The sequence below is a fragment of the Limnohabitans sp. genome (assembly GCF_017848645.1).
In the GTDB taxonomy this organism is placed as follows: Bacteria; Pseudomonadota; Gammaproteobacteria; order Burkholderiales; family Burkholderiaceae_C; genus Limnohabitans_A.
Genome location: NZ_JAFEIF010000004.1, coordinates 31,644 through 56,881, shown reverse-complemented (window position 1 = coordinate 56,881; position 25,238 = coordinate 31,644). Strand labels below are relative to the sequence as shown.

Sequence of the window (25,238 nt, the reverse complement as noted above, 5' to 3'; positions counted from 1 at the left end):
CTGTTCAACATCCATGGGCCAAGGCACCCGCATTGGGCAGCACGGCGCTGATGCGATCGAGCTCGGCACTGCTTTGGGCCACGCCAAGAATGTAGCGGTCCGGACGCAACAGCACGGCGCGCACGTTTTGCGCGTCCAACCAGGCTTTGACCTCGGGGTCGCGCGCTGGCACGATGACCACGCCATGCGCCTGCCAGCGCTCACGGGTGTCTTCACTGACTTCGGCCAACACGGAGTCCTCGCCCAGGACGGCAAAGTTCAAGCCCAGCAAGCTGTCCAGCAGATGGCCATTGGCCAGCGTGGGTTGAGGGAAGACCTGGGCGACCGGTGCCTGCTCGCCTTGCCAGATGCCAGGGCCCAGGCGCGGCGCAGGGAACTGGAAGATTTCGGGCTGACCGGCTTTAAATTTGGCGTCGCGTTCAAGAGCCGCCTGAGGGTCGGTGGTCTGGATGATGCCGCCCAGCTTGACGGCCAGTTCGATGAAGGCCTGCACATGCGGTGAACGCTCGCTTTCATAGGTATCCAGCAGCGCATCGTCTGCACAGCCGCGCAGCACGGCGTCGAGTTTCCAGGCCAGGTTCGACACATCGCGGATGGCCGCGCACATGCCCTGGCCAAGGAAGGGCGGCGTTTGGTGCGCCGCGTCACCGGCCAGCATCAAGCGGCCCTGGCGCCAGCCCTCGGCGATCACCGAGTGGAAGGTGTAGATCACGGCACGTTCGATGTCGGCTTGTTCGGGCGTGACCCATTTGCGCACCAGTTTCCATAATGTTTCGGGCTGGACCATTTGTTCGGCTTGGTCGCCGGGCATGAGCATGATTTCCCAACGGCGGCGATTGCCGGTCACGTTGCAATACGTCATGGGGCGTGCCGGGTCGCAGTGCTGCACTGTGTGGTCGGGCAAGCCGGGAACATCGGTTTTGAGCCGCACATCGAACACCAGCCAAGGCTGGTGCAGGCCCAGATCGCGCATGCGGGTGCCCAGCACTTTGCGCACCAGGGAGCGGGCGCCGTCGCAGCCGACCACGTAGCGGGCCTGAACGGCATGGCGTTCTTGTGTTTGAAGGTCGGTGATCTGCAGTGTGGCGGCGTCAGCACCGTCTTCGATGGCGGTGACTTCGTGGCGGGTGCGCACTTGCACCTGCGGGAAGCGTTGCAAGCCAGACCTCAACACGGCTTCGAGCTCGGGTTGGTGAAAGTAGTGGTTGGTGGCGCAGCCGTGCGGGCCACGTTCTTGGGTGCCGGCGCGGATCAGCAAGGTCTCGCCAGCGGCGTTGTTGAAGTACATGCCTTTGAGGCCTGGGCGCGAGATGGCCTCGACCTGCGGGCGCAAACCGGCGGTCTCGAACACGCGCATGGTTTCGCCGTCGAAATGGATGGCGCGGGGCAGAGGGTAGATCTCGGCCTCGCGCTCGAGCACCAGCACCGACACGCCATATGGCCCCAGCAAGTTGGCCAGCGTGGCACCCGCCGGGCCGTAGCCAATGATGGCGACGTCAAACACTGGCTTGCTCATGCCTTGTAGCCCATGAGTTGCTGCATTTCATTTAACCACTCGTCGCGGCTGCGGAATTTGGGTCGGCTGCGGGCCAGTGCTTCAGCTGCGGCCATCACGGCTTCGTCGCTTTGGTTCAGATCGATCGGTTCGCGCAACGGCTGCTCGCAGTACCAGGGCATGTCCAGGAACACCTCCAGGCGGTTGCCTTCGGGGTCGCGAAAGTAAATCGATACCGCGTTGCCATGACTCGTGCAGACCAAGTCGCTTACATCGGGATCGGCTTGGACACGGTCTCGCACCGTGCGCAGCGAGGCCAGGTCGGGCACGCGCAGCGAAATCTGGTTGATCACGCTGAACGACAGGTCCGCAGGGCGGCCAGTGGCCAGAACGATCTGGTGATGTTCGGACGGGTCGCGACTGAGGAAGACCAGTTGTACAGGCCCCAGATCGCCGCGATCGGTTTCGAAGAAACACATCACGTCTTTGTAAAAGCGGGCCATGCGGTCTATGTCGCGCACATAAATTCCCATGTGGCTAAAGACCAGCGAATTGGACTGGGCAAGTGGCTTGGTCATGATGACTCCTTTTGCAAAAATTGCATTCATTTTATTTTGAATGGACGATAAAAAACTAATGGTTTATCCCATTGTGATAATTTGACTGATTTGAAAGAATGTTCACAGACCTCACAGTCGTGACCATCCACCAAAAGGAGACACCCGCATGAACCGCACCACTCGCCGCATGAGCCTGGCCACTTTGGCCTTGACTTTGTTCAGTGCCTTGCCCGCCATGGCCCAGGACTATCCGAACAAGCCGATCAAGATCATTGCCCCTTTCCCCGTGGGCACAGGCCCTGACGCCAACACCCGTGAAATTGCGCTAGAGTTGTCCAAGGCGCTGGGGCAGTCGGTGGTGGTGGAAAACCGTCCGGGTGCCTCCACCATGATTGGCATGGAAGCCGGTGCCAAGGCCACACCCGATGGCTATACCTTGGTGATGGGCTCGACCACCTCGATGTCGGTATTGCCCTACACCTATGGCACCAAAGTGCCTTACAAGGTGGAGCGGGACTTTGTGCCCATTAGTGTTGTGGGTCTGCTGAACACAGCCTTGACAGCCCACCCGAGCTTGCCCGAAAAAAATGCCAAGGAACTGATCGAGCGTCTGAAAAAACAGCCTGGCTCCTTGACATCGGCCACATCGGGTGTGGGCAGTTACTCCCATCTGGCCGGTGAATGGTTTGCTTCGAACGCCGGGGTCAAGATCAATTTTGTGCCCTACAACACCTCGAGCCCTTATGCGGATTTGGTGGCAGGTCAGGTGAATGTGATTTTTGATGCCTTGCCCGCTGCCATCGGCAATGTCAAGGCTGGCAAGCTGAAGATCCTTGCATTGACGGGCAAGACGCGACACCCCAATTTTCCGGATGTGCCCACTTTTGCCGAGTCGGGTTTGCCAGACTTCAGCCCCACCGCCTGGATTGGATTGTTTGCACCTGCGGGCACACCTGCTGCTGTGGTGGCCAAACTGGGCGAGGCCATGCAAAAAGCCACGGCGCAAAACCCCGAACTGATCGCCAAATGGCGCTCCTATGGCGGTGATCTGAGGTCTCAGACCCCGGCCGAATTTGCAGCTTTCCTAAAACAAGATGACGCCCTGTGGGGCCCTGCCATTCGCAAGGCTGGCGTGAAACTGGACTGAACCATGAAGACCCGTCGACAACTCATTCAAACAATCGGGGCGGCGAGTCTGGCGTCCCTGACTTCTGTCGGCCGCGCCCAGGCTTGGCCCGCCAAACCGGTGCGCATCGTGGTGCCATCGGCTGCAGGCAGCCCTTGGGACCCTATGGCGAGGCATTTGGCTGACCGCTTGTCCAAAGTTTTTGGGCAACCCTTCATTGTGGAAAACCGGTCCGGGGGCACCGGGCTCATTGGCATGGACCAAGTGGCCAAAAGCAGCGATGCCCACACCCTGGGCATCATGTTCATGCCGCACACGGTATTGCCCGCGTTGGTCGCCAAGATGCCTTATGACACCTTGAAAGACATTGTGCCTATCAGCCAGACGCAGTGGACCTACAACGTGCTCGTGGTCCGCAGCAACTCGGCTGTGCGGGATGTGACCGGTTTGATGGCGTTGGCCCGCAAAAGCCCTGGCAAGCTGATTTACAGCTCTGGTGGTGCAGGCTCACCCGCGCATTTGATGGGTGAGTATTTCAAGCAGCTGACCGGCACTTTCATCTTGCATGTGCCCTACCGGGGACCGGTGGCGGCCTTGCAAGACCTGATGGGCGAGCAGGTGGACATGATGTTTGCCTCACTGGCTGCGGCACTGCCCCACATCAAAAGCGGTCGTTTGCGGGCCATCGCGGTCACGGCGGCTGAACCGCTGGAAGCCCTGCCCGGTGTTCCGACTTTTGCCCAAGCTGGATTCCCCCAATTTGATGTCCGGGACTGGGCCGGTCTGGTGGGGCCTGCTGCGTTGCCGCCAGCTGTGGTTGAGCGACTCAATGCCGAGGTGGGCAAAGCGCTCACTGAAGCCGGTCTTGAGCAAAGATTCTCCCAGATGGGGGTGTATCTGCAGACCAGCACGGTGGCCGGATTTGGCGAATTGGTGAAAAAAGAAATCCCCAAATGGGCGGACGTGGCGCGCCGCTCGAACATCAAAATGGAATGACAAACATTAGCGCATTGATGGCAGAAGAGCAACGCCGCCAAGCCATGCTGGGCGGTGACATCGCGGCACTCGAAGCCTTGCTGTCGGAGGGGCTGGTCTACGTGCATTCCACCGGTGGGCGCGATACCAAGACCACCTACTTGAACAAAATGGCCAGCGGCAGCCTGAAGTACCTGACTTTGTCTTTTGAAGACTTGCAGGTGCATGCGGCGGGCCCGGGCGAAATGGTGACTGGACGCATGTCGGCCGACGTGATCATCGGTGGGCAGTCCAAAGCGATCCGCAGCTTGTTTTTGACAGTGTGGATGCCCGAGCTTGGTGCAGATGGGCAGCAAGGCCTGCGCATGCTGGCCTACCAGGGCGCACCCTACCCCGTCTGATTGTTTTGGGCCTATGACCAACTTCATTTTCATCGTCGCCGACGATCTGGGCTACGCTGACTTGGGCTGTTATGGCGGACGCGAGGCCGGGTTCGGGCCTGTGTCACCGGTGCTGGACCGTCTGGCGGCCCAGGGTCTAAAGTATGTGAATGGGTATTCGAACTCGCCTGTGTGTTCACCCACACGGTTTGCATTGATGACCGGTCGCTACCAGTACTGGGTCCGTGGGGCCAGTGAAGAGCCCTTGTTGGGGTCCACGCGTGGCCATCCGGAAATGGGCCTTCACGCCGACTTGCCGACATTGCCGTCCATGCTCAAGGCGCAGGGGTACCACACGGCCTTGATTGGAAAGTGGCACCTTGGATTCAGGCCACATTTTGGTCCTGAAAAATCGGGCTACATGCACCACTTCGGCCCCATGTCGGGCGGCGTGAGTTATTACGGACACAACGCGCGTGGGCCAGACTCGGATCTGGAGCTCGATGGCCAGCCCTACGATGAGCCGGGCTATCTGACCGATCTGATCTCCAGACGGGCCGCGCAGTATGTGCGAGACCGTGCCGCCGATGGACAGAAATTCTTTCTGAGCTTGCATTACACCGCGCCACACTGGCCCTGGGAGACGCGTGCTCAAGGACAGGTCAACCCCGAAATTGTCAAAGACATCATGCACCTCGATGGTGGGAATGTGGAGACTTACCGCACGATGATCCGAGAAATGGACGAAGGCATCGGATGGGTGGTGGATGCTTTGCGCGAGACCGGGCGGCTGGACGATACGCTGATCATTTTCACCAGCGACAACGGCGGCGAGCGTTTCTCGGACAACTGGCCCTTGGTGGGCGGCAAGATGGACTTGACGGAGGGGGGTATCCGTGTCCCCTACATCGTGCATTGGCCAAAGGGAATTGCCCAGCCTGGCAGCGTCTGTACACAACACTGCCTGACAATGGACTGGACCGCCACCGTGCTGGACATCGCCCAAGCGCAGCCGCCTGAAGGGCATGTGCTCGATGGTGTCTCGATGAGACAGACTATGCAGGATGCTCAAAAGACCTTTGAGCGACCAATGTTCTGGCGGATGAAACACAAGCAACAGCGGGCGCACCGCGACGGTGATTGGAAATACCTCCAGGTCGAAGACCACGAATACCTGTTCAACCTGTCTGAAGATGCCCGGGAGAGGGCCAATCAGGCACACCGTCATCAGGACAAGTTCAGGACCATGAGGGCCGCCTGGCTCCAATGGAATGCCCAAGTGCCCCCAGTGCCTGAAGATGCTCGGGTGCATGTGGTCTATACATTGCGCGAAATGCCCGCCCGGTGATATTGGAACAAGTCTTTGTCTTTCAAGGCCTTGCTGCTTTGACACAACTTGGGGGAATAAGGGTTCACTCGCTTTCAAATGTCCAACAAGAGCCAGCTAGTGCTGCTCACATGTTCGCCGTGATGGTCCGCTATCAGCCTCTATGCTCAGGTGACAACTATGCGCAGATGTTGTTTTGTGAATGACACTGGCCCCTCTGTCGGTGAGACTGCGGGGCCAGCGAAATCTGCGCATAGTTGTCACCTGAGCATAGAGGCTGTTATGTAGAGATCTACATAACAGCCTGAAACGGTCATAAAAACTGAACGTTTTAGGCCTGTGTAGCTCACAAGCAATAAGTCTTGTAAATCAATGCTGTTCTAAACATTGACCACATAAAAATTTAGAGCCACCCAGTCCTGTGCGCTGAAATTCGAAACTTTGACAATGATTTTTTGATCTACTTACTCCTTTTTTCAGAGGGAAGCGAGTTCTAAACTTTGTTATCAGGTCCCTTTATAGGAAGCGGTCCCCCCAAGGTGCTGTGGTGCACCTGTGTGGCCTGCCGGACAGACCGGGCAGGAGCCTTCTTCTATCTTGGGATGGCTGGCTGGTCCTGCGTCATGGTGACGCGGGCCTGAGCCGGGTATTCGTCTTTTCAGACAAGGAGTTCACCATGCATATTCCTCATCCATTGATCCGCATCTCAGGCACGGCCCTGCCGGTCATGGCCTCTGTGGCCATGGCTGCCTGCTCGGGCATGACGCGACAAGAAAAGAACACCGCCATTGGCGCTGGTGTAGGGGCCATTGGCGGCGCCATCCTGACCGGCGGCAGCACCACGGGCACCGTAGGTGGTGCTGCCGTGGGTGGTGTGATTGGCCACGAAGTTGACAAAAAATAAAGGCCCTCAAATGCTTGAAACTCTGGCCGTCGTTTTGGTGATTTTGTGGCTGTTGGGTCTGGTCTCGTCGTACACACTGGGCGGCTTGATTCACCTTTTGTTGGTGCTGGCTGTGGTGGTGGTGCTGGTGCGCGTGATCCAGGGACGCAGGCTGTGAACCCTGCCCGACCGCCCCCAAGCGGCACCCTTGCTTCATACCGATTGCTTTTGTCTTCCACCGTTTGGTTTTTTTGTAGCACAAGCTTGTGCAGATGCTGGGGCGAAAGACGTCTTGCTCTCAAGCCAGCGCTGAAGCAGCAGCAACCAAGCAGGGTCACGCAAAGCCTGGGTCAACTGGGCCCTCGACATCGCCAATCGCTGTGCGGGTGTCAGGTCAGGATTCATGCCGAATTCACTTGCCGGATGGCCTGCAGGTCGAGCGCGATTTGCGCTTGGATGTCTTCCAGCAAAGGTTGCAAGCGCAGCCGACGCGCCCACCACCAACAGATGACGCTCAAAAGCAGACATGCGCCTGGCAGCGCTGGCAGTACCCAGACGTGTGGACTCGCCTGCTGTGGCCATGCGCTCCACAGCAGCAAGGCCACGCCACCAAAAATCAACGCCAGCAACATGGCCAAAACGCTGAGCCCATACATCAGCCAGCGGTTTTTTTGGGCGCACACATAACGGGCACTCACTTCACTGACCAAGTCAGCATACCCTTGGGCATGTGACTTGAGCAAGTGTGGCGGCAGCAGCAACACTTTCAGAAGCAAGCGCAGCATCACTGCGAACGTGAACGCATGAACCAAGACGCAGCCAGCGCGATCGCCGCACCCGTGCCTGCAGCAATCAGCACAGAACGAATGGGGTCATGGTGGATCATGTGCTCAGTGGTCAAGCGCACATGCTTTGCTTCTGTTTCCAGCTTGTGTTTGGCATCTGCCAAGGCTTCTTTGCCAGACTCAGTCAGATCGTGCCATTCGTCTTTCACACGGTGACTCATGCGATCGAGAGCCGGGCGGGCTTCATCGACCAAGTCTTCGACCTGGCTGGTGATGCCAGCGCCCAGTGAAGAGATTTTTTCGTTCGCCGTTTTGGTGTTTGACATGGAATGCCTTGAGGTTGGTTGAAATGGATGGAGGACTTCACTTTAGCCCTCGCACACATCGATGTCTGTGGTCTACCGCACCCAAGTTCATGACGTCATCATTCGATGGAACTTTGTTGAGATCGCAGACCACACACAAGCGATCCGCAGACCCCAAGCGTTCAGCCGCTGTGCTGGCGCTGGCTGGGTGTACAGTCCGACCAGCCAGCGCCTTTTGGTCTTTTGCATGCGCGCTGCACCGATTGCTTTTTTGAACCCCTCATCACCCGGCTACCTGACCAAACAGGAAAGCATTGCGGTCACAGGCGTGGACGACTTGCTCATCCGCTCCTTGCTCGACAAGCACCAGTTTCACGACCCCTTGGACGAAGCCCTGAATCTGGGCATTTCATCGGCCACCTGGCCCTTGTTTGGTCTGCTGTGGCCCTCAGGCATGCGCTTGGCAGAGCGCATGGCGCGCCGCCCCGTCTCGGGCGAGCGCATTCTGGAAATTGGTTGTGGTTTGGGCCTGGCCAGTTTGGTGGCGCACCGCCGGGGCGCACAGGTCACGGCCAGCGACTGCCACCCGCTGGCGCATGCTTTTCTGGACGAAAACACCCGACTCAATGGCTTGCTGCCCCTGCCCTATTGCCATGGGCTGTGGGGCACGGCCGCCGCCCGAGAGGACGGCCTGCCCGTGCTCACACATGCGCACGATGCCCCTTTGTCCGGTCTGTTCGACTTGATCGTGGGCAGCGATATCCTGTACGAGCGCGATGACGCGGGCACACTGGCCCAATTCATCGGTGAACACGCCGCCCTCAGTTCAGAGATCTGGGTGATCGACCCCAACCGGGGCAACCGCGCCGCCTTTCACAAACACATGGCACAGCTGGGTTTTGCAATGCATGAGCAGGTGCTGGACCAAGCCGCACAGGGTGGTGAGGACGCTTACAAGGGACGCATGCTGACGTACACGCGCGAGCTGCGCGGCAACACGTGAGGCAGGCTGCGACTCACAAGCTCATGTCGTAGCCGATCGTGATCGGTGCGTGGTCCGAGAACTTCTCGCCTTTGTAAATGTGCTCGGTGCGGGCCTTCTCGGCCACAGCGGGGGTGGCCAGGTGGTAGTCCAGACGCCAGCCCACGTTCTTGGCGTAGGCTTGGCCCCGGTTGCTCCACCAGGTGTAGCAATCGTCGGTGGTGTGCGGCTGCAGTCGGCGGTACACGTCCACCAGGCCCCCTTCGGTGGTCAGTTGCGTCATCCAGGCGCGCTCTTCAGGCAGGAAGCCGCTGTTTTTCTGATTGCTGCGCCAGTTTTTCAGGTCGGCTTGCTGGTGCGCGATGTTCACGTCGCTGCAAACGATGAATTCGCGCTCGCCCTTGAGGGCCATCAGGTGCGGGTACATCACACTCAGAAAGCGGAACTTGGCTTCCTGCCGCTCAGGGCCCGATGAGCCGCTGGGAAAGTAGCTGCTGATGATGGACATCTTGCGCGTGGGCGTGTCAAAGCGCAGCTCCACATAGCGGCCTTCGGCATCGAACTCGCCGCCGTCAAAGCCGACCACCACATCGCTGGGTTCGTGGCGGGTGTAGACCCCCACGCCCGAGTAGCCTTTTTTCTGGGCAAAGTGGAAATAGCCCTTGAGGTCCGCCAAGGCCTCGAACTTGCCCGCCACGTCGGGGGCCTGGGCTTTGACCTCTTGCACGCCAATACAATCGGGTTTTTCTTGCGCCAGCCAGGCTTCAACGCCTTTGGTCGTGGCCGAGCGGATGCCGTTGAGGTTGAGGCTGGTGAGTTTGAACAAGGATTTCCCCATGGTGACAGGACAGGCAAGCAGCGCCGATACACAGGCGCTCGCTCAGGAATTTGTGCAGTTTGCGGTCGATTCGGGCGTCTTGCGCTTTGGGCAATTCAAGACCAAGGCCGGGCGCATGAGCCCTTACTTCTTCAACGCCGGTCTGTTTGACGACGGCGCCAAGCTCAGCCGACTGGCGCAATTTTATGCACAAGCCCTGCTGGCCAGTGGCATCGAGTTCGACATGATCTTCGGCCCGGCCTACAAGGGCATTCCACTGGGCGCAGCGGTGGCCATCGAACTGGCCCGTTTGGGCAAGAACGTGCCCTTTGCCTACAACCGCAAAGAGGCCAAGGACCATGGCGAAGGCGGCTCTTTGGTGGGCGCCCCCCTCCAAGGGCGCGTGCTGATCGTGGACGACGTGATGAGCGCGGGCACGGCAGCGCGTGAATCCATTGCCCTGATCCAGGCCGCCGGGGCCACGCCGCACGCCATCGCCATTGCGCTGGACCGCCAGGAGATGGCGACCGAAAAGCAAGCCGACGGCTCGGTCAAGGATGTGCCGCACAGCGCGGTTCAATATGTGCGCAATGCACTGGGCATGCAGGTGTGCACCATCGCCCAGCTGTCTGACCTGCTGGCCTTCCTGGCCCGCCAAAGCCAGCCCGAGCTGCTGGCCCACCTGGCCCATGTGCAGGCCTACCGGGACCGCTACGGGGTTTGATCACGACAACAGGCCCTGAACATGGGATGGGCCATTGGATGTGATGGGGGCACATTTTGCAGGCGTGCTCAGCCTCCCCATGCGCGGCCCAGCAGGTGCATGGCTTGACCCTTCGGCCATTTCCAATAGACTTCAAACAGATCTAAAAAGTTAATATATTTGTATACTTTTGTTTATAATTTGCTATTTATAGGCTATTAAGTCCTTGAAATGGAAAAAACACCTCCATCAAGTGCTGTCACCCGACAGAAAAAAGCAGAATTTTGATCCTTTTGTGACCTCTTTCGGCTTGCCTGGCAGCATCAATGCTTGTTTTTTGCATCAAGCACGCCCTTGACCTGCCCCCTTGCTTCGCCAAGACTTGGGTACAAAACATTTTTTTGCACTAAATCACCATTTACGTCTATTTTTTTGGCAGGGGTACGCCAATTGGTGGATTCGCGAACTATTTTTTGTAGCGAGAATTTCATTTTTAACGTAGTTGGTATTTCATCCACCATGATTCATTCCGAATGTCAAAAATACATTCTTCGGTCTCCGCACAGGGGCGGGCCGTTTTTTGGATTTTTTGCCACTTCCAAGAGCGCCTGCTTGGTGCTGGCGGCTGCACTCGTGCCTGCCGCATTGCATGCTCAGTCATTGCCTCAAGTGGTGAATCAAGCCTTGCAAACCTACCCGGCCGTGTTGTCTGCATCCGCAAAGACCGCAGCTGCCCGCAGCGACATCACCCGTGCACGCAGCGCCCACTACCCCCAGCTCGGCGTCAGCGCTACAGCCAACGCCTATTCATCCGGAACCCTGCCTTTGGGCACAGAGCGGACCGCGATCTCCCCCACAGCCCGCCTCAACCTGTGGTCGGGCGGCCGGATTGAAGCGGAGGCACAGCGCGCCGAAGCGCTGACATTGGCCTCTGAACATTTGCAAGCGAACACGCTGGATGAGGTGGCGCAATTGGCGGCTGAAGCCTATCTCAATTGGGCTAAAACGGCCGACTTGTACAGCCTGGCCGTTCGCAACGTCAACGCACATCGCGAAACCCTGAATGACATCCAGAAAATTGCCGAAGCCGACACGGGTCGCAGGGTAGATTACGAGCAAGCCTTGGTTCGTATGGAAAACGCGACCCTGGCATTGCAGCAACGCAAGTCAGACTTTGCCCAAGCGATTCAGCGCTTGCGACGCTTCTGGAAGGGCGATATGGATGCACGGCCCATGAACCTGGATGCCGCCATGTCTGACTCGGGCGTCCTGGGTCGTATCCCCACCTCTTTGAGCAAGACGATGGAGCTGGTCTCCGAAGACTTGGCCCCCATTGCACAAGCGCGCGCCCAACTTCAGGCGGCACAAGCCAGTGTGCGTCAGGCCAAGGGGCAATACTGGCCCACCGTTGACCTCGCGGTATCACGTCAGGTCAACACCTTCACCGGCAAACAAGATGCCTTGACCCAACTTCAGGTCAATGCACCCTTTTACAACGGTGGCGGCACCTCTGCCTTGGTTGAAGGTGCCGTTAACCAAGTCAAATCTGCCGAATTTGCATTGGAAGAAGCCCGTCTGCTGGCCCGTGAAAAAGCAGCTTTTGCCTGGCAAGAATGGGCCTCGGCCAAAGCCCGTTCGGATACTGGCAGCGCCCAAACCCTGGTGAGCGACAAACTGGTCGAGGCCTACCGACAGCAATTCCGGGTGGCCAGGCGTTCTTTGCTGGATCTTTTGAATATCCAGGCCGACACTTTCAATTACCGCAGTGCGGCCCGGGCCGCTTTTCACGACGAACGTCTGGCACGCGTGCGCGTCCTCGCGGCCACCGGCGAATTGGCCAAACGCTTTTCTGCAGAGCCCGGTCTGGTGACTGCACCTGCCAGATGAACGACGTACAGACCCCACATTGATTGAACATGGCTAAATTGATCCCATTGCCCACCACGGGCGGTGCACATTCACCTGTCCTGGGTGACACGCCGCCTCGTCCTGCCCAAGGGTCTGACGCGATGGCAGACCCCTTGCTGCTGTGCATGACCATGGCCGCGAAACTGCTGGGGCGGCCCGTTCACTACCAAGTGATGCGTGCCGGCTTTGCCCTCGACAGCAGAGGCCGCGTGCCTTTGGCCGCCTACCCCGACATGGCGCACAAAAATGGCTTGATGGCCGCGTGGTCACGGGTTCGCTTGTCCGAGATCCCCCACTACGTTCTTCCCGTGTTGATGCCCTTGATCGATGGCAGAGCCTGTGTGCTGCGCAACATCCAGGGCAACGAAGCCATCGTCTTGTGGGCCGACAAAGGCCTGGAGGACCAGCGCATTCCTTTGGCCGAATTACAAGCCTTGGCGCGCCCCGAGGTTTTGGCTCTGAAATTGCCCCCCACGCGCCACGACCAGACCTTGACGCCCATGCAAGGTTCGGCGTTCAACTGGTTTTGGGGCACGCTGTGGCGTTTTCGGGCTTTTTACGTGGAATCCATGGTCGCCACTGTGGTGGCCAACATCCTCACGCTGGCCTCCATCTTTTTCACCATGAACGTCTACGACCGTGTGGTGCCAACGGGTGCCTACACGTCCTTGTGGACCTTGGCCATTGGAACGACTGTGGCCATTTTTCTGGAATTCATCATGCGCTGGCTCAAAGCCCGCTTGGTGGATCTGGGCGGCAAAAAAGCCGATTTGGCCATCAACGCGACGCTGCTGCGGGAGATCATGGCCATTCGCCTGGAACACCGCCCTCAGTCTGCAGGTATTTTTGCCAGCTCCATGCGGGACTTTGAATCCTTGCGCGATTTCTTCTCCTCGGCTTCCCTCGTCTTGTTGGCGGATATGCCTTTTGTCTTGATGTTTCTGGCCTTGATCGCCATGGTGGGTGGGCCGCTCGTCTGGATTCCGGCCTTGGCCGTGCCTGTGCTGATCATCATCGGACTGCTGGCCCAAAAGCCTTTGATGTCCGCCATGCGGCAGAACATGAAGGAATCGGGTGACAAACAAAGTGTTTTGGTGGAGTCGGTCCTTAATCTCGAATTGCTCAAGGCCCACAACGCCGAAAGCTATTTGCAGCGGCGCTGGGAGATGTCGAACTTGGCTGGCGCCGATTCCTACAAGCGCATTCGCAGCTTGACCAACTGGATCATGGGCTTGACCACGTCGATCCAGCAAATCATCACAGTCGCCATGGTGGTAGGTGGTGTTTACCTGATCCATGCCAATCAGTTGACCCTGGGCGGTCTGATTGCATCGGTGATCTTGGCGGGTCGCGCCATCGCACCTTTGGCCAGCGTCATGTCACTGGCCTCGCGCTACCAGCAAGCAGCCACCGCGCTGGAGACGCTGGATGGTCTGATGAAGCGCCCACGCGATCGAACCCATGGCCGCAATTACTTGGTTCCTGAAAGCATCCAAGGCGGCCTTCAGGCCGAAGCACTTGAATTTGCTTATCCTGGCGAACACAAGATCCCAGTGATCAAAAAACTGTCCATCCAAATCGCCCCGGGGCAAAAAGTCGCCATGCTCGGCCGCGTTGGCAGTGGCAAAAGCACCTTGTTGCGGCTCATGGCGGGTCTTTATGCCCCCGGTGCTGGCAACATTCGACTGGACGGCGTGGATTTGCAACAAATTGAGCCCAGCGAAGTTCGCAGCCGCACCGGTTATGTCGGTCAGGACCCCCAGTTGTTCATGGGCACTGTGCGTGACAACCTGATCCTCGCTGACAGCTGGATCACCGACGTCAGGATCACTGAGGTGCTCAAAGCCTTGAACATCTATGACATCGTGGCCAACCACCCGCTGGGTCTTGACATGCCCGTCACAGAAGCTGGCGGCGGCTTGTCGGGTGGCCAACGCCAGTTGCTGTCCATCGCTCGCATGATGCTGCGCAACCCGCAATTGGTCTTCATGGACGAGCCCACATCGAACATGGATCAAAACACGGAAGCTCGTGTGATCGCGGTCCTCAAGGATTGGTTGCGCGGGCGCACGCTCCTGATGGCCACCCACAGACCCCAACTTTTGGAGTGGGTGGATTTGATTGCTGTTGTTGACAGTGGGCAATGCGTGGCGCTAGGCCCCAAGCAGGAAATGATTGACAAGTTGTCCCGTGGCATTGATGTCAATGGCGTCAAGAATCAGGGAGCATCTACATGATCAAGTACAAAGCCAGCCGTTCAGGCTTTGGCGTCAATACCGTTGAAGATGATGAACGCCACGCCAGCAAGACCCTGGTCTGGGCCACCGGTCTGACCTTGGTTTTAGCCTTGGCTTGGGCAGCATTTTTCGAACTGGATGAAATCACGCGTGGCCAAGGTAAGGTGATTCCCACCAGCCGCGAGCAAGTTATCCAAAGCCTTGACTCAGGTGTTTTGAGTGAATTGTTTGTACGAGAAGGCAGCGTCGTTGAAAAGGATCAGGTTCTTTTGCGCATCGACGATGCCCGCTCTGGGGCTGTCTTCAGAGAAGCGCAGGAAAAGTTCCTCTCCTTGACAGCCTTGGCAGCTCGACTCAAAGCCGAAGCCTATGGCACAGCACTCGTTTTTCCACCCGAACTCAATGAGCACCCCGACTTGATGCAGCAAGAACTGCAAGCATTCAATGCACGAAAGCGTTCACTGACCCAGTCACTGCACGCCTTGGACACCTCTTTGGCTGCTGTCACGCGTGAATTGACCATCACCGAACCCATGGTTCGCCAGGGTGTGATGTCTGAAGTTGAGTTGCTGCGCCTCAAGCGCCAGCAATCGGAGTTGATGGGTCAACGTGCCGAGCGTCAAAACCGCTATCTCACCGATGCCAACAACGAGTTGACACGGGTGGCATCTGAGCTTTCTCAAACCAAGGAAAACGCCTCTGCGCGCGAAGATGCCTTCCTTCGCACAACGATTCGCTCCCCCATGAAAGGCGTTGTCAAGAATGTGCAAATCACCACCGTGGGTGGTGTCGTGCAAGCGGGTCAACCGATTTTGGAAATCGTCCCAACTGAAGACGTCATGTTGGTTGAAGCCTACGTCAAACCCTCTGAAGTGGCGTTCTTGAAAGTTGGACAGGCTGCTGTGGTGAAGCTCACCGCTTACGACTTCAACAAATATGGTGGCCTCGAAGGTGTTCTTGAACATTTGAGCCCGGACACCTTGCGTGATGAAAAACAAAAGAAGCCCGGGAACCCCGTGGAATTGGAAGAGGGTTTTTACCGAATCATTGTTCGCGTCAAAGAACCCACAGATTTGCGCAACGGTTTGCGCCTGGTTCCTTCGCCCGGCATGACCGCATCTGTGGAGATCCGCACGGGGTACAAAACCGTTCTGGAATACATCTTCCGTCCACTGCAAAACGTCACGCAAGCATTGCGTGAACGTTGAAATGACAACTTAGAACAGGAGCATCAGCATGTCCGATCAAACCTACCCCGTGATCGATTCTGATCGACCACAAACCACCAACAAAGTCGTATCCCTGCCCAAGACTGCCACGCAGACACCTCAGTTCTTGAGTACTGCCGAAGCTGCCCGCATGCTGGGCTTGTCCACCACCTTGGTCCAAACTTTGGTGGACCAAGGTGACCTCAAAGGATGGAAAACACGTGGGGGTCACCGTCGCATCTCCCTGGATTCGATCATGGATTACCAAACCGTCTCCAGACATGTGGTCGGCTCCCAAAACAAATCATCGGTCAAGCCCAATGTCACCGTCGTGATCGAGTCACCACCTTTGTTCTTGGAACTTAAAACGGAATGCGCCTTATGGAATCTGCCCATTGATGTGCATTTCTTTGATTCAGTCACCGAAGCATTGCTAGAACTTTCCAGCCAGAAGCCGGACATGATTGTTGTCGAAATGTCCATGCCTCGACCCCAGCAAGAAAAGACGTTCCAGGCACTTGAAAACTTTAACCAACGTGGTCACACCCCGTTGTCGGTGGTGTTGATCACTGCTGAAAAAGATTTAAAGGCCAGCATGCCTGCAGGGGCAAGCTCCTCCATCCAGGTCGTTTCAGGCCCCATGTCAGCCGTTTGGTTGCACGCCTACCTCACGGGTGTGATTGCTTCGTGCAGAGCTTGAAACTTGTTGTCGGTTTTTCCAATCGGCACAGTCGAGTAACTGTTGAACTGCCAACAAGGTGTTAAAGCGCATCTGCGCCCTGTGGAGTTTTTGTGATTCAAGTTGGTGCGGCTGGCGGGGATCGAACCCACGACCCTTGGCTTCGGAGGCCAATACTCTATCCACTGAGCTACAGCCGCACATCACTTTTTTGATTATCTCACGCCCGCGCGCCCTCTTGAACGTTTTGCAAGATCGGTGAAGGGTGCAACGCTATAATCTGTGGTTGATTTGATCTATACATAGGCCCTTGCGGCCACGCCCCAACAGAGGATCTCATGAGCGACAACAGCCACGATCAGCACGAAGCCCACACCGGCCCGGTCAAAACCCCCAAGCAAATGCTTTTGTTGAGTTTGGCCTCCTTTGTCATCCCAGTGTTCATCATCATTGGCTTGGTTTTCTATGTGACATCGGCCAATAAACCAGCCGCCGGTGCGGTCGACACCGAAAAAGCCACGGCCATGCGCATCCAAAAAATTGGGGCTGTAGAAGTTCGTGATGCCAACCGCCCCCTCAAACCAGGTGCCGATGTTTACAAAGCCCAGTGTGCTGCTTGCCATGATGCGGGTGCTGCCGGCGCTCCGAAGTTTGCGGATGCGGGTGCTTGGGGTGCACGTTTGGGCCAAGGCCTTGAAGCCTTGGTCAACTCGGCCCTCAAAGGCAAGGGAGCCATGGGTGCCCAAGGCGGTGGCGATTTCAACGACACTGAAATCGCCCGTGCGGTGGTGTATTTGGCCAATGCAGCGGGTGGCAAGTTTGAAGAGCCCAAAGCCCCTGAAGCTGCCAAGTAATTTGTCAAACTCCTTCAAAAAACCGACCTTCAAGGTCGGTTTTTTTACGCCCTTTTGCTTGCAGTCGCTTTCATTTCCGGGCTCATCACATAACCATATTGAGCGGGCAACTCATCTGCGGCGACATCCTCCAAGGTCCATCGCGACATCTCCAGCGCTTGTGCGGCCTTGGGCACATCGAGTGTGTGCACCAAGCCCAATCCCAACGTGGTGTGCAGATAGACCTTGCCATCGTTGTCCACCAGCGTCTTGTTCACTTGAGCCAATGCCCCGGTGTGTGAAGTCACTTCAAAGTCATCACCAATGCGCCAAATGTGTGGGGTCGCTTCGAGCTCGATGTACACACGCTGCGGTCCATTCTGAAAAAACCAGCACCCCTGAGCATCGGCTTCGTAGTTGCGGTGGATGAAATCGATCAGTTTCTCGTGCCTCAACACCGAGCCCTTAGCACCAGGCAGACCGCTCTGAAACGCCCCCAGCGCCTGCGCCCTGTCATCGCGCATCCACCATTGCCCTCGGCTGTCCAGGCCCAGCCAACCATAACAATCTGGCACATCGGGCCATTTGGCCATGGCTTGTCGTACGATGTCATCCACGTCTTGACTCCTCTGGTTTCACACAGAGTCCTGCAGCTTGCAACAACCAGGCACCTACCGCATCGGGCATGGCCCTGACATGCGCGGGCCAGCGTCCTTGTGCAAAACCCACATGACCACCCTGTGCTGGCTGCCACAAGCACACGCTGGACGACACATCATCTGGTCCCGGCAAACTGTTGGCGGGTACGAAAGGATCGTTCAAGGCGTTGAGTGCCAGCGCAGGCACGCGGATGTCTTGCATCATGGCTTTGGCCGATGCGCGCTTCCAGTAATCCTCGGTGTTTTTGAATCCATGCACAGGCGCCGTGAAAACATTGTCAAAACTGTACAGATCTTTGGCGGCCAACATGGCGTCTTTGTCGAACAAACCCGGGTGTTGCGCCCACTTGGCCACGGCTTTGGGCTTCATGCTGCGCAAAAACATGGGCGTATAAATGTGCCTGTTCAGCCCCCGCCCAATGGCCAGACCGCTTTGCATCAAATCCAGTGGTGAACAAATGGAGGCCACCGCATCCGCTTGAATGCGTGCTTGCTGGCCGTGCTCAGCAGCCCAACGCATCAAGGCATTGCCGCCCAAGGAAACCCCAGCGGCCACCAGTGTCTGCCCCCCAAGCGCTCGGTGTTCGCGGCGAAGCCGCTGCAGCAACCAATCTATTTCCTCATGATCACCAGAGTGGTAGGCGCGTGGCGCGCGGTTCAACTCGCCACTGCAACCTCGAAAATGAGGCAGTGCCAAATTCAGATCTTGCTCTGCGGCCCAGTCCGCAAAGGCCTGGGCGTAGTGACTCGCCGATGAACCCTCCAAGCCATGAAATAAGACCAACAAGGGGCGCTCATTTCGGCTGGCGTGTTGCTTATCGATGTCCAGGAAATCACCATCAGGCGTTGTCCATCGTTCTCTCAGCCAAGGCTTCAAAGAACTCCAACGCCTGCGGGCATAAAGGGCTGACCAGATGGTTTGGGCGTGTCCACCTGGCAGCCAAGCGGGGGCATGGTCCAACATTCGTTTTCAGTGCAAAACCGTGGGTTTCGCACCCACATCGGCTGCATCCTTGGGCGTGCCAGGACTCGCGTGATGGGCCACCATGCGCCAACCTTGTGGGGTCTTGTGGTAAACGTTGGTGGCAATCACGTAGGCTTGCCGAGCACCTTGAGGCGTGATGACCTCCACCCTTTCAACCAAGTGGTGCACGGAGCTCGCCAAGGACTGAACTTTGTGCACACGCTCAGGAAATGCCTGCACACTGCCGTTGTTGAACATGGCCTCAAATGTGGCCCGAATGGCACCTGCGCCGATCATGCGAGCCCCCCCTGGGTGCACACACACAATGTCATCCTCTTCCGCCCAACAAGCCATGAGTTGCGCGATGTCGGCGTTGTGCAGGGCTTCGTAAAAGGCCTGCTCGATGTCATCGGGCGTGCCGCCGACCACGGCCGCCTGCAATTTGGCGCGTTTCATGGGCTTGTTTTATTCCAAGAAGTCATTTTCTCATTTTGCCTTGTTTGCCTCGCCTTGGCCTGTGTGTTGTCTTACCATGACCTAGCCGAACCCTTAGATAAGAAAAAACCCGGTCACAGTGAACTGTGCCGGGTTAGTCGACTGGACCATATTGCCAATGGCAATACAGCTGTCAGTGCATGAGTTTTACTTTTTACGGTATTTGCGCAAGGCCGACAACTGTGCCGCGAGCACAGCCAATTCGGACTGGGCCACAGCCAAATCAATTTCACTTTTGGCGTTGCGCAGAGCTTCTTCGGCCAATTGCTTGGCAGCGTTGGCTTTTTCTTCGTCGAGGTCTTTGCCGCGGATCGCGGTGTCCGACATCACGGTCACGCAGTCGGGCTGCACTTCCAGAATGCCACCGGCCACGAAAACGAATTCCTCGCCGCCGTCAGCCTTTTCGATGCGAACCGACCCGGCCTTGATGCGGGTGATCAGCGGTGTGTGGCGGGGGTAAATGCCCAGCTCGCCAGACTCACCGGGCAAGGCCACAAATCGGGCTTCACCCGACCAGATGGACTCTTCGGCACTGACCACATCAACGTGGATGGTGTTCATGTTTACTCCTTAAAAAGGTGCTTTGAAGCGGGCTACGGGAAGGCTGGATCAGCCACCCCGTGGCGCTGCTTTAAGCGGCCTTTTTGGCCTTCTCGAAAGCTTCGTCGATGGTGCCGACCATGTAGAAAGCTTGCTCTGGCAGGTGATCGCACTCGCCAGCCACAATCATCTTGAAACCACGGATGGTTTCGGCCAAGGTGACGTACTTGCCTGGCGAACCGGTGAACACTTCAGCAACGTGGAAGGGCTGCGACAGGAAACGCTGGATCTTGCGGGCACGGGCCACGGCCAACTTGTCTTCAGGCGCCAAATCGTCCATGCCCATGATGGCGATGATGTCGCGCAGTTCGCGGTAACGCTGCAATGTGCCTTGCACAGCGCGGGCTGTTTCGTAGTGGTCTTGACCGACCACCAGAGGATCGAGCTGACGGCTGGTGGAGTCCAAAGGATCCACAGCGGGGTAGATACCCAGCGAAGCGATGTCACGGGACAACACCACGGTGGAGTCCAAATGCGCGAAGGTGGTCGCTGGCGAGGGGTCGGTCAAGTCGTCCGCTGGCACGTAAACGGCCTGGATCGATGTGATGGAGCCCACCTTGGTGGAGGTAATACGCTCTTGCAGGCGGCCCATTTCTTCGGCGAGTGTAGGCTGGTAACCCACAGCAGAAGGCATACGACCCAACAAGGCGGACACTTCGGTACCGGCCAGTGTGTAACGGTAGATGTTGTCCACGAAGAACAACACGTCTTTGCCTTCGTCACGGAAGGATTCGGCGATGGTCAGACCGGTCAAGGCGACGCGCAAACGGTTGCCTGGTGGCTCGTTCATCTGACCGTACACCATGGCCACTTTGGACTCAGGCAGGTTCTCGAGGTTCACAACGCCGGAGTCGGCCATCTCGTGGTAGAAGTCGTTACCTTCACGGGTACGCTCACCCACACCAGCGAACACGGACAAACCGCTGTGCGCCTTGGCGATGTTGTTGATGAGTTCCATCATGTTCACGGTCTTGCCCACACCGGCACCACCGAACAAGCCCACCTTACCGCCTTTGGCGAAGGGGCACACCAAGTCAATCACCTTGATGCCGGTTTCCAGCAACTCTTGCGAAGGCGACAGTTCGTCGTACGCAGGGGCTTTGCGGTGGATGGAGGCGGTCAGTTCCTGGCTCACTGGACCACGCTCGTCGATGGGCGCGCCGAGCACGTCCATGATGCGGCCCAGAGTGGCCTTGCCCACGGGCACGGTGATCGCTTTGCCGGTGTTGGACACCATCAGGCCACGGCGCAAGCCGTCGGAAGAACCGAGCGCAATGGTGCGCACGATGCCGTCGCCGAGTTGCTGCTGCACTTCCAGGGTCAGCGCGGAGCCTTCCATTTTGAGCGCGTCATAAACTTTGGGCATCTGGTTGCGTGGAAACTCCACGTCGACCACAGCGCCAATACACTGAACAATTTTTCCTTGGGCTTGCATTTTTCGCTCCAAATAATTTGAATTTGCAGAACTGGGAATCAACCGCTGATCGCGGCTGCGCCAGAGACGATTTCCGACAGTTCTTTGGTGATGGCGGCTTGACGGGTCTTGTTGTAGACGAGCTTGAGCTCGCCGATCACATTGCCGGCGTTGTCGGTCGCTGCCTTCATGGCCACCATACGGGCGGCATGCTCAGAGGCCATGTTTTCAGCCACGGCCTGGTAGGCCAAGGCTTCTGCATAACGGACCAAGAGATCGTCAATCACCGACTGGGCATCGGGTTCATAGATGTAATCCCAGGCGTGCGTGTGACCCGCGGCTTTGGTTTCGGCCTGCATGTCGGCCGCAGACAAAGGCAGCAACATGTCGATGGTGGGCACTTGAGCCATGGTGCTGACAAACTTGTTGTAGCACAGGTACACCGCGCTCACTTCACCGGCAGCGTAAGCATCGAGCAACACCTTGACGGGGCCAATGAGCTTGTCCAGGTGCGGCTTGTCGCCCAATTGCGTCACATGCGCTACCACCTTGGCATTGACCCGGTTCAGAAAACCGAGGCCCTTGCCACCGATGGCCACCGCCATGGGCGTTTTGCCTTGGGCTTGTGTTTCACGCAGTTGAGCCGTCACCGCGCGCAACAAGTTGGTGTTCAAGCCACCGCACAAACCCTTGTCCGTGGTCACCACAATGAAGCCCACCGACTTGCCGTCGTTGCGCTGCATGAAGGGGTGGACGTATTCAGGGTTGGCCTGACCGAGATGGGTCGCAATGGTGCGAATCTTCTCGCTGTAAGGCCGGGCCGTGCGCATACGCTCCTGCGCTTTGCGCATTTTGGAGACGGAAATCATCTCCATGGCCTTGGTGATCTTCTTGGTGTTTTCCACCGATTTGATCTTGGTGCGTAGTTCCTTGCCCGATGCCATCAGAGGCTCCTTTTGATCAGGTGGAAATTAAGCAAAGCTTTTCTTGAAAGCGGCCACGGCGGTGTTCAATTCGGCTTCAGCCTCTTTGTCCAGTGCTTTGGAGCTTTCGATCTTGGCCAGCAATGCGGCGCACGAGTCCTTCAGGTAAGCGTGCAAGCCGTGCTCGAAGGCCAGGACTTTCTTGACATCGATGTCGTCCATGTAACCCTTGTTCACCGCAAACAGGCTGGCTCCCATCAGGCTGATGGACAGCGGGCTGTACTGGGCTTGCTTGAGCAATTCGGTCACGCGGGCACCACGGTCAAGCTGCTTGCGTGTGGACTCGTCCAGATCGGAAGCGAACTGCGCAAACGCAGCCAGTTCACGGTACTGGGCCAAGTCGGTACGGATACCGCCGGACTGGCCTTTGATGATCTTGGTCTGGGCCGAGCTACCCACGCGAGACACCGAAACACCGGCGTTGATCGCAGGGCGGATACCGGCGTTGAACAGGCTGGTTTCCAGGAAAATCTGACCGTCGGTGATAGAAATCACGTTGGTAGGCACGAAAGCGGACACGTCACCGGCTTGGGTTTCGATGATGGGCAGTGCCGTCAAGGAACCTGTTTTGCCTTTGACGGCGCCTTTGGTGAAAGCTTCGACGTAGTCGGCGTTCACGCGGGCTGCGCGCTCGAGCAGACGGCTGTGCAAATAGAACACGTCGCCAGGGTAGGCTTCGCGGCCTGGTGGGCGGCGCAAGAGCAGCGACACTTGGCGGTAAGCCACGGCTTGCTTGGACAGATCGTCATACACGATCAAAGCGTCTTCGCCACGGTCACGGAAGTATTCGCCCATGGTGCAGCCGGAGTAGGCAGACACGTACTGCATCGCGGCAGATTCAGAGGCAGAAGCAGCCACCACGATGGTGTATTCCATTGCGCCAGCTTGTTCCAAAGCGCGCACCACGTTCTTGATCGACGAGGCTTTTTGGCCAATCGCGACATAAACGCAGGTCATGTTCTGACCCTTCTGGTTGATGATGGCGTCGATCGCGACGGCAGTCTTGCCGGTCTGACGGTCACCAATGATCAATTCGCGCTGACCACGGCCCACTGGCACCATGGAGTCGATCGACTTCAGGCCGGTTTGCATCGGCTGGTCAACCGACTTACGTGCGATCACGCCAGGGGCGACTTTTTCGATCACGTCGGTCATCTTGGCGTTGATCGGGCCTTTGCCGTCGATCGGCTGACCCAATGCGTTCACCACACGGCCAATCAGTTCGGGGCCGACGGGCACTTCCAGAATACGTCCGGTGCACTTGACCGTGTCGCCTTCGGAGATGTGCTCGTACTCGCCCAAGATCACGGCGCCCACCGAGTCACGCTCGAGGTTCAGGGCCAAACCGTAGGTGGCAGCACCATCAGCAGTGGCTGGGAATTCGAGCATTTCGCCCTGCATCACATCGGACAGGCCGTGCACGCGAACGATACCGTCGGTCACGGACACCACGGTGCCTTGGTTGCGGATATCGGCGCTGGCGGACAGCCCTTCAATGCGGCTCTTGATCAGTTCAGAAATTTCTGCGGGATTGAGTTGCATGACTCTTTCCTTCTTTCTTTAAATATGTCCGGTCTCCATCCGCATCAAGCGGTGAGGGCCGATTTCATTTGTTCCAGTCGGGCCTTGACCGAGGTATCGAGTACCTCGTCGCCCACCACCACACGGATGCCGCCGATCAAGGCAGCATCGAGCTCGACGCTCACATTGAGCTTGCGCGCAAAGCGTTTTTCGAGCGTGGACGACAAGTCGGCCAAAGCCGATGCGTCGATGGGGAATGCGCTGTAGACCACCGCGTCAGCGGTGCCACCTTGTGCATTCATGAGGGCTCGGTACTGCTGTGCAACCACAGGCAGCGCACTGAGACGGCGGTTTTCGATCACCAGGCGCAGGAAGTTCTTGCCAGCCTCGGGCAGTGCTGTGCGCACCACACCGGAGATCAGGTCAAACGCCTGCTCGTCGGACACTTTGGGGCTGTCGATGAACTGCTGCAGTTGCGCATTGTCGGCAACGACAGCAAGTTCATCCAGCCAAGCGGCCGTGCCAGCAAGATCGGATGCCTGCGCCTTGAACAGCGCTTCGGCATAAGGGCGGGCGATGGTAGCAAGTTCTGCCATGGTCTTCTCTGGCTGGAGCTTCTTACAGCTCGGTCTTGAGGCGGCTCAGCAGATCAGCGTGGACACCGGCATTGACTTCCTTGCGGAGAATCTGCTCGGCGCCTTTGACAGCCAGGGCAGCGACTTGCTCACGCAGAGCTTCACGAGCCTTGACTGATTGCTGCTCGGCTTCGGCCTTGGCAGCGGCGATGATCTTGTTGCCTTCTTCGGTGGCACGTGCTTTGGCTTCGTCAACGATGCCATTTGCACGGCGCTCGGCGTCAGCCAAGCGCGAAGCCGTCTCGTTGCGCGACTTGGCCAACTCGGACTCAACACGCGCATTGGCGCTCGAGAGTTCGGCTTTGGCTTTGTCGGCGGCAGCGAGGCCGTCAGCGATTTTCTGTGCCCGTTCGTCAAGCGCTTTTGTGATCGGGGGCCACACGAATTTCATCGTGAACCACACCAGAATCGCAAAAACGATCATCTGAATGAACAGAGTAGCGTTAATGTTCACGGTTGTGTCCTTCTTCTGATGGAAGAGGTACGTGGATTACTTCAGAACGAAGGGGTTGGCGAACGCGAACAGCAAAGCGATGGCCACACCAATCAAGAACGCAGCGTCGATCAGACCAGCCAAGATGAACATCTTGGTTTGCAGTTCGTTCATCAACTCAGGTTGACGAGCCGAAGACTCGAGGAATTTACCGCCCATCAAAGCGATACCGATGGAGGCACCGATAGCGCCCAGACCAACGATCAAACCGCATGCCAATGCCACCAGGCCGAGAATGTTTTCCATGAGAAGCTCCTAAAAGTGAGAGGAA

Annotated in this window: 29 protein-coding genes and 1 tRNA gene; 13 read left to right on the top strand and 17 right to left on the bottom strand. The window is 57.5% G+C overall.

Going from position 1 to position 25,238, the window contains the following annotated elements; translation table 11 throughout:
• Window positions 1-4: 4 nt before the first annotated feature.
• Window positions 5-1,516 carry a bifunctional 3-(3-hydroxy-phenyl)propionate/3-hydroxycinnamic acid hydroxylase gene (locus QZ190_RS01125; protein WP_291912571.1) on the bottom strand — a complete coding sequence of 504 codons (1,512 nt, stop codon included), beginning with the start codon at window positions 1,514-1,516 and terminating at the stop codon, window positions 5-7.
• Window positions 1,513-2,073, bottom strand: a complete 561-nt coding sequence (locus QZ190_RS01120; RefSeq protein WP_291912569.1) for a VOC family protein — start codon at window positions 2,071-2,073, stop codon at window positions 1,513-1,515. The genes QZ190_RS01125 and QZ190_RS01120 overlap by 4 nt, the downstream gene beginning before the upstream one ends.
• Window positions 2,074-2,221: 148 nt before the next feature.
• Here QZ190_RS01120 and QZ190_RS01115 point away from each other — a divergent pair, with 148 nt between their 5' ends.
• The 6 genes from QZ190_RS01115 (at window position 2,222) to QZ190_RS01090 (ending at window position 6,924) form a co-directional block, all read left to right on the top strand.
• Window positions 2,222-3,202, top strand: coding sequence for a tripartite tricarboxylate transporter substrate binding protein (locus QZ190_RS01115; RefSeq protein WP_291912567.1), 981 nt, complete (start codon window positions 2,222-2,224; stop codon window positions 3,200-3,202).
• A gap of 3 nt (window positions 3,203-3,205) precedes the next feature.
• Complete coding sequence (locus QZ190_RS01110; RefSeq protein WP_291912563.1) at window positions 3,206-4,177, top strand: tripartite tricarboxylate transporter substrate binding protein; 972 nt, start codon at window positions 3,206-3,208, stop codon at window positions 4,175-4,177.
• Entirely contained in the window at window positions 4,174-4,557 is a 384-nt protein-coding gene (locus QZ190_RS01105; RefSeq protein ID WP_291912561.1) for a nuclear transport factor 2 family protein, read from the top strand. The genes QZ190_RS01110 and QZ190_RS01105 overlap by 4 nt, the downstream gene beginning before the upstream one ends.
• A 13-nt stretch (window positions 4,558-4,570) precedes the next feature.
• Complete coding sequence (locus QZ190_RS01100) at window positions 4,571-5,884, top strand: sulfatase-like hydrolase/transferase (protein ID WP_291912559.1); 1,314 nt, start codon at window positions 4,571-4,573, stop codon at window positions 5,882-5,884.
• A 655-nt stretch (window positions 5,885-6,539) separates the two neighbouring features.
• The gene (locus QZ190_RS01095) at window positions 6,540-6,767 is read left to right on the top strand and encodes a glycine zipper 2TM domain-containing protein (RefSeq protein WP_291912557.1); all 228 of its coding nucleotides are present in this window, start codon (window positions 6,540-6,542) and stop codon (window positions 6,765-6,767) included.
• Between the two features lie 10 nt (window positions 6,768-6,777).
• The gene (locus QZ190_RS01090; protein WP_291912554.1) at window positions 6,778-6,924 is read left to right on the top strand and encodes a lmo0937 family membrane protein; all 147 of its coding nucleotides are present in this window, start codon (window positions 6,778-6,780) and stop codon (window positions 6,922-6,924) included.
• A 223-nt stretch (window positions 6,925-7,147) separates the two neighbouring features.
• Here QZ190_RS01090 and QZ190_RS01085 read toward each other — a convergent pair whose 3' ends face one another.
• The gene (locus QZ190_RS01085) at window positions 7,148-7,531 is read right to left on the bottom strand and encodes a hypothetical protein (protein ID WP_291912552.1); all 384 of its coding nucleotides are present in this window, start codon (window positions 7,529-7,531) and stop codon (window positions 7,148-7,150) included.
• Entirely contained in the window at window positions 7,531-7,857 is a 327-nt protein-coding gene (locus tag QZ190_RS01080) for a hypothetical protein (RefSeq protein ID WP_291912549.1), read from the bottom strand. Before QZ190_RS01080 ends, QZ190_RS01085 begins: the two co-directional genes overlap by 1 nt.
• A gap of 61 nt (window positions 7,858-7,918) precedes the next feature.
• Here QZ190_RS01080 and QZ190_RS01075 point away from each other — a divergent pair, with 61 nt between their 5' ends.
• Window positions 7,919-8,839 carry a methyltransferase gene (locus tag QZ190_RS01075; protein ID WP_367114214.1) on the top strand — a complete coding sequence of 307 codons (921 nt, stop codon included), beginning with the start codon at window positions 7,919-7,921 and terminating at the stop codon, window positions 8,837-8,839.
• A gap of 13 nt (window positions 8,840-8,852) precedes the next feature.
• On the opposite strand, the gene QZ190_RS01070 is transcribed toward QZ190_RS01075, so the two are convergent.
• Complete coding sequence (locus tag QZ190_RS01070) at window positions 8,853-9,656, bottom strand: exodeoxyribonuclease III (protein ID WP_291912548.1); 804 nt, start codon at window positions 9,654-9,656, stop codon at window positions 8,853-8,855.
• Here QZ190_RS01070 and pyrE point away from each other — a divergent pair.
• Entirely contained in the window at window positions 9,655-10,359 is a 705-nt protein-coding gene (gene pyrE / locus QZ190_RS01065; RefSeq protein WP_291912547.1) for an orotate phosphoribosyltransferase, read from the top strand. The two genes, QZ190_RS01070 and pyrE, sit on opposite strands and share 2 nt — an antisense overlap.
• A gap of 302 nt (window positions 10,360-10,661) precedes the next feature.
• Here the strand turns inward: pyrE and QZ190_RS01060 are convergent, their stop codons facing one another.
• Window positions 10,662-10,859: a hypothetical protein gene (locus tag QZ190_RS01060; RefSeq protein ID WP_291912546.1), complete on the bottom strand. Its 198-nt coding sequence runs from the start codon at window positions 10,857-10,859 to the stop codon at window positions 10,662-10,664.
• Here QZ190_RS01060 and QZ190_RS01055 point away from each other — a divergent pair.
• From QZ190_RS01055 to QZ190_RS01040, 4 genes are read left to right on the top strand one after another with little or no spacing between them, the layout of a single operon-like run.
• The gene (locus tag QZ190_RS01055) at window positions 10,858-12,225 is read left to right on the top strand and encodes a TolC family protein (protein ID WP_291912545.1); all 1,368 of its coding nucleotides are present in this window, start codon (window positions 10,858-10,860) and stop codon (window positions 12,223-12,225) included. The two genes, QZ190_RS01060 and QZ190_RS01055, sit on opposite strands and share 2 nt — an antisense overlap.
• A gap of 29 nt (window positions 12,226-12,254) precedes the next feature.
• Window positions 12,255-14,483: a type I secretion system permease/ATPase gene (locus tag QZ190_RS01050; protein WP_291912543.1), complete on the top strand. Its 2,229-nt coding sequence runs from the start codon at window positions 12,255-12,257 to the stop codon at window positions 14,481-14,483.
• Window positions 14,480-15,691 (top strand): HlyD family efflux transporter periplasmic adaptor subunit, encoded by a 1,212-nt coding sequence (locus tag QZ190_RS01045; protein WP_291912541.1) that lies wholly within the window; start codon window positions 14,480-14,482, stop codon window positions 15,689-15,691. Before QZ190_RS01050 ends, QZ190_RS01045 begins: the two co-directional genes overlap by 4 nt.
• Window positions 15,692-15,719: 28 nt before the next feature.
• A complete protein-coding gene (locus QZ190_RS01040) occupies window positions 15,720-16,391 on the top strand; it encodes a helix-turn-helix domain-containing protein (RefSeq protein WP_291912539.1) in 672 nt (223 codons plus the stop codon).
• Window positions 16,392-16,494: 103 nt separating this feature from the next.
• Here the strand turns inward: QZ190_RS01040 and QZ190_RS01035 are convergent.
• A tRNA-Arg gene (locus QZ190_RS01035) sits at window positions 16,495-16,570 on the bottom strand.
• Window positions 16,571-16,708: 138 nt separating this feature from the next.
• Here QZ190_RS01035 and QZ190_RS01030 point away from each other — a divergent pair.
• Complete coding sequence (locus QZ190_RS01030) at window positions 16,709-17,224, top strand: c-type cytochrome (protein WP_291912537.1); 516 nt, start codon at window positions 16,709-16,711, stop codon at window positions 17,222-17,224.
• A gap of 44 nt (window positions 17,225-17,268) precedes the next feature.
• Here the strand turns inward: QZ190_RS01030 and QZ190_RS01025 are convergent, their stop codons facing one another.
• From QZ190_RS01025 to atpE, 10 genes are all read right to left on the bottom strand, one after another.
• Window positions 17,269-17,820 carry a DUF2946 family protein gene (locus tag QZ190_RS01025; protein WP_291912535.1) on the bottom strand — a complete coding sequence of 184 codons (552 nt, stop codon included), beginning with the start codon at window positions 17,818-17,820 and terminating at the stop codon, window positions 17,269-17,271.
• Complete coding sequence (locus QZ190_RS01020; protein ID WP_291912533.1) at window positions 17,813-18,826, bottom strand: alpha/beta fold hydrolase; 1,014 nt, start codon at window positions 18,824-18,826, stop codon at window positions 17,813-17,815. The genes QZ190_RS01025 and QZ190_RS01020 overlap by 8 nt, the downstream gene beginning before the upstream one ends.
• Window positions 18,827-18,832: 6 nt before the next feature.
• Window positions 18,833-19,282 (bottom strand): nuclear transport factor 2 family protein, encoded by a 450-nt coding sequence (locus QZ190_RS01015; protein ID WP_291912531.1) that lies wholly within the window; start codon window positions 19,280-19,282, stop codon window positions 18,833-18,835.
• A gap of 186 nt (window positions 19,283-19,468) precedes the next feature.
• The gene (locus QZ190_RS01010) at window positions 19,469-19,882 is read right to left on the bottom strand and encodes a F0F1 ATP synthase subunit epsilon (protein ID WP_090044366.1); all 414 of its coding nucleotides are present in this window, start codon (window positions 19,880-19,882) and stop codon (window positions 19,469-19,471) included.
• A 70-nt stretch (window positions 19,883-19,952) separates the two neighbouring features.
• Window positions 19,953-21,356, bottom strand: coding sequence for a F0F1 ATP synthase subunit beta (gene atpD / locus QZ190_RS01005; RefSeq protein ID WP_291912528.1), 1,404 nt, complete (start codon window positions 21,354-21,356; stop codon window positions 19,953-19,955).
• 38 nt (window positions 21,357-21,394) lie between these two features.
• Window positions 21,395-22,279, bottom strand: a complete 885-nt coding sequence (gene atpG, locus QZ190_RS01000; protein WP_291912526.1) for a F0F1 ATP synthase subunit gamma — start codon at window positions 22,277-22,279, stop codon at window positions 21,395-21,397.
• A gap of 27 nt (window positions 22,280-22,306) precedes the next feature.
• Window positions 22,307-23,860 (bottom strand): F0F1 ATP synthase subunit alpha, encoded by a 1,554-nt coding sequence (gene atpA, locus QZ190_RS00995; protein WP_090142412.1) that lies wholly within the window; start codon window positions 23,858-23,860, stop codon window positions 22,307-22,309.
• A gap of 44 nt (window positions 23,861-23,904) precedes the next feature.
• Window positions 23,905-24,435 (bottom strand): F0F1 ATP synthase subunit delta, encoded by a 531-nt coding sequence (locus QZ190_RS00990; RefSeq protein ID WP_090142411.1) that lies wholly within the window; start codon window positions 24,433-24,435, stop codon window positions 23,905-23,907.
• A 22-nt stretch (window positions 24,436-24,457) separates the two neighbouring features.
• A complete protein-coding gene (locus QZ190_RS00985) occupies window positions 24,458-24,928 on the bottom strand; it encodes a F0F1 ATP synthase subunit B (protein ID WP_291912524.1) in 471 nt (156 codons plus the stop codon).
• A 36-nt stretch (window positions 24,929-24,964) separates the two neighbouring features.
• The gene (atpE, locus tag QZ190_RS00980) at window positions 24,965-25,213 is read right to left on the bottom strand and encodes a F0F1 ATP synthase subunit C (protein WP_019429175.1); all 249 of its coding nucleotides are present in this window, start codon (window positions 25,211-25,213) and stop codon (window positions 24,965-24,967) included.
• Window positions 25,214-25,238: the final 25 nt, after the last annotated feature.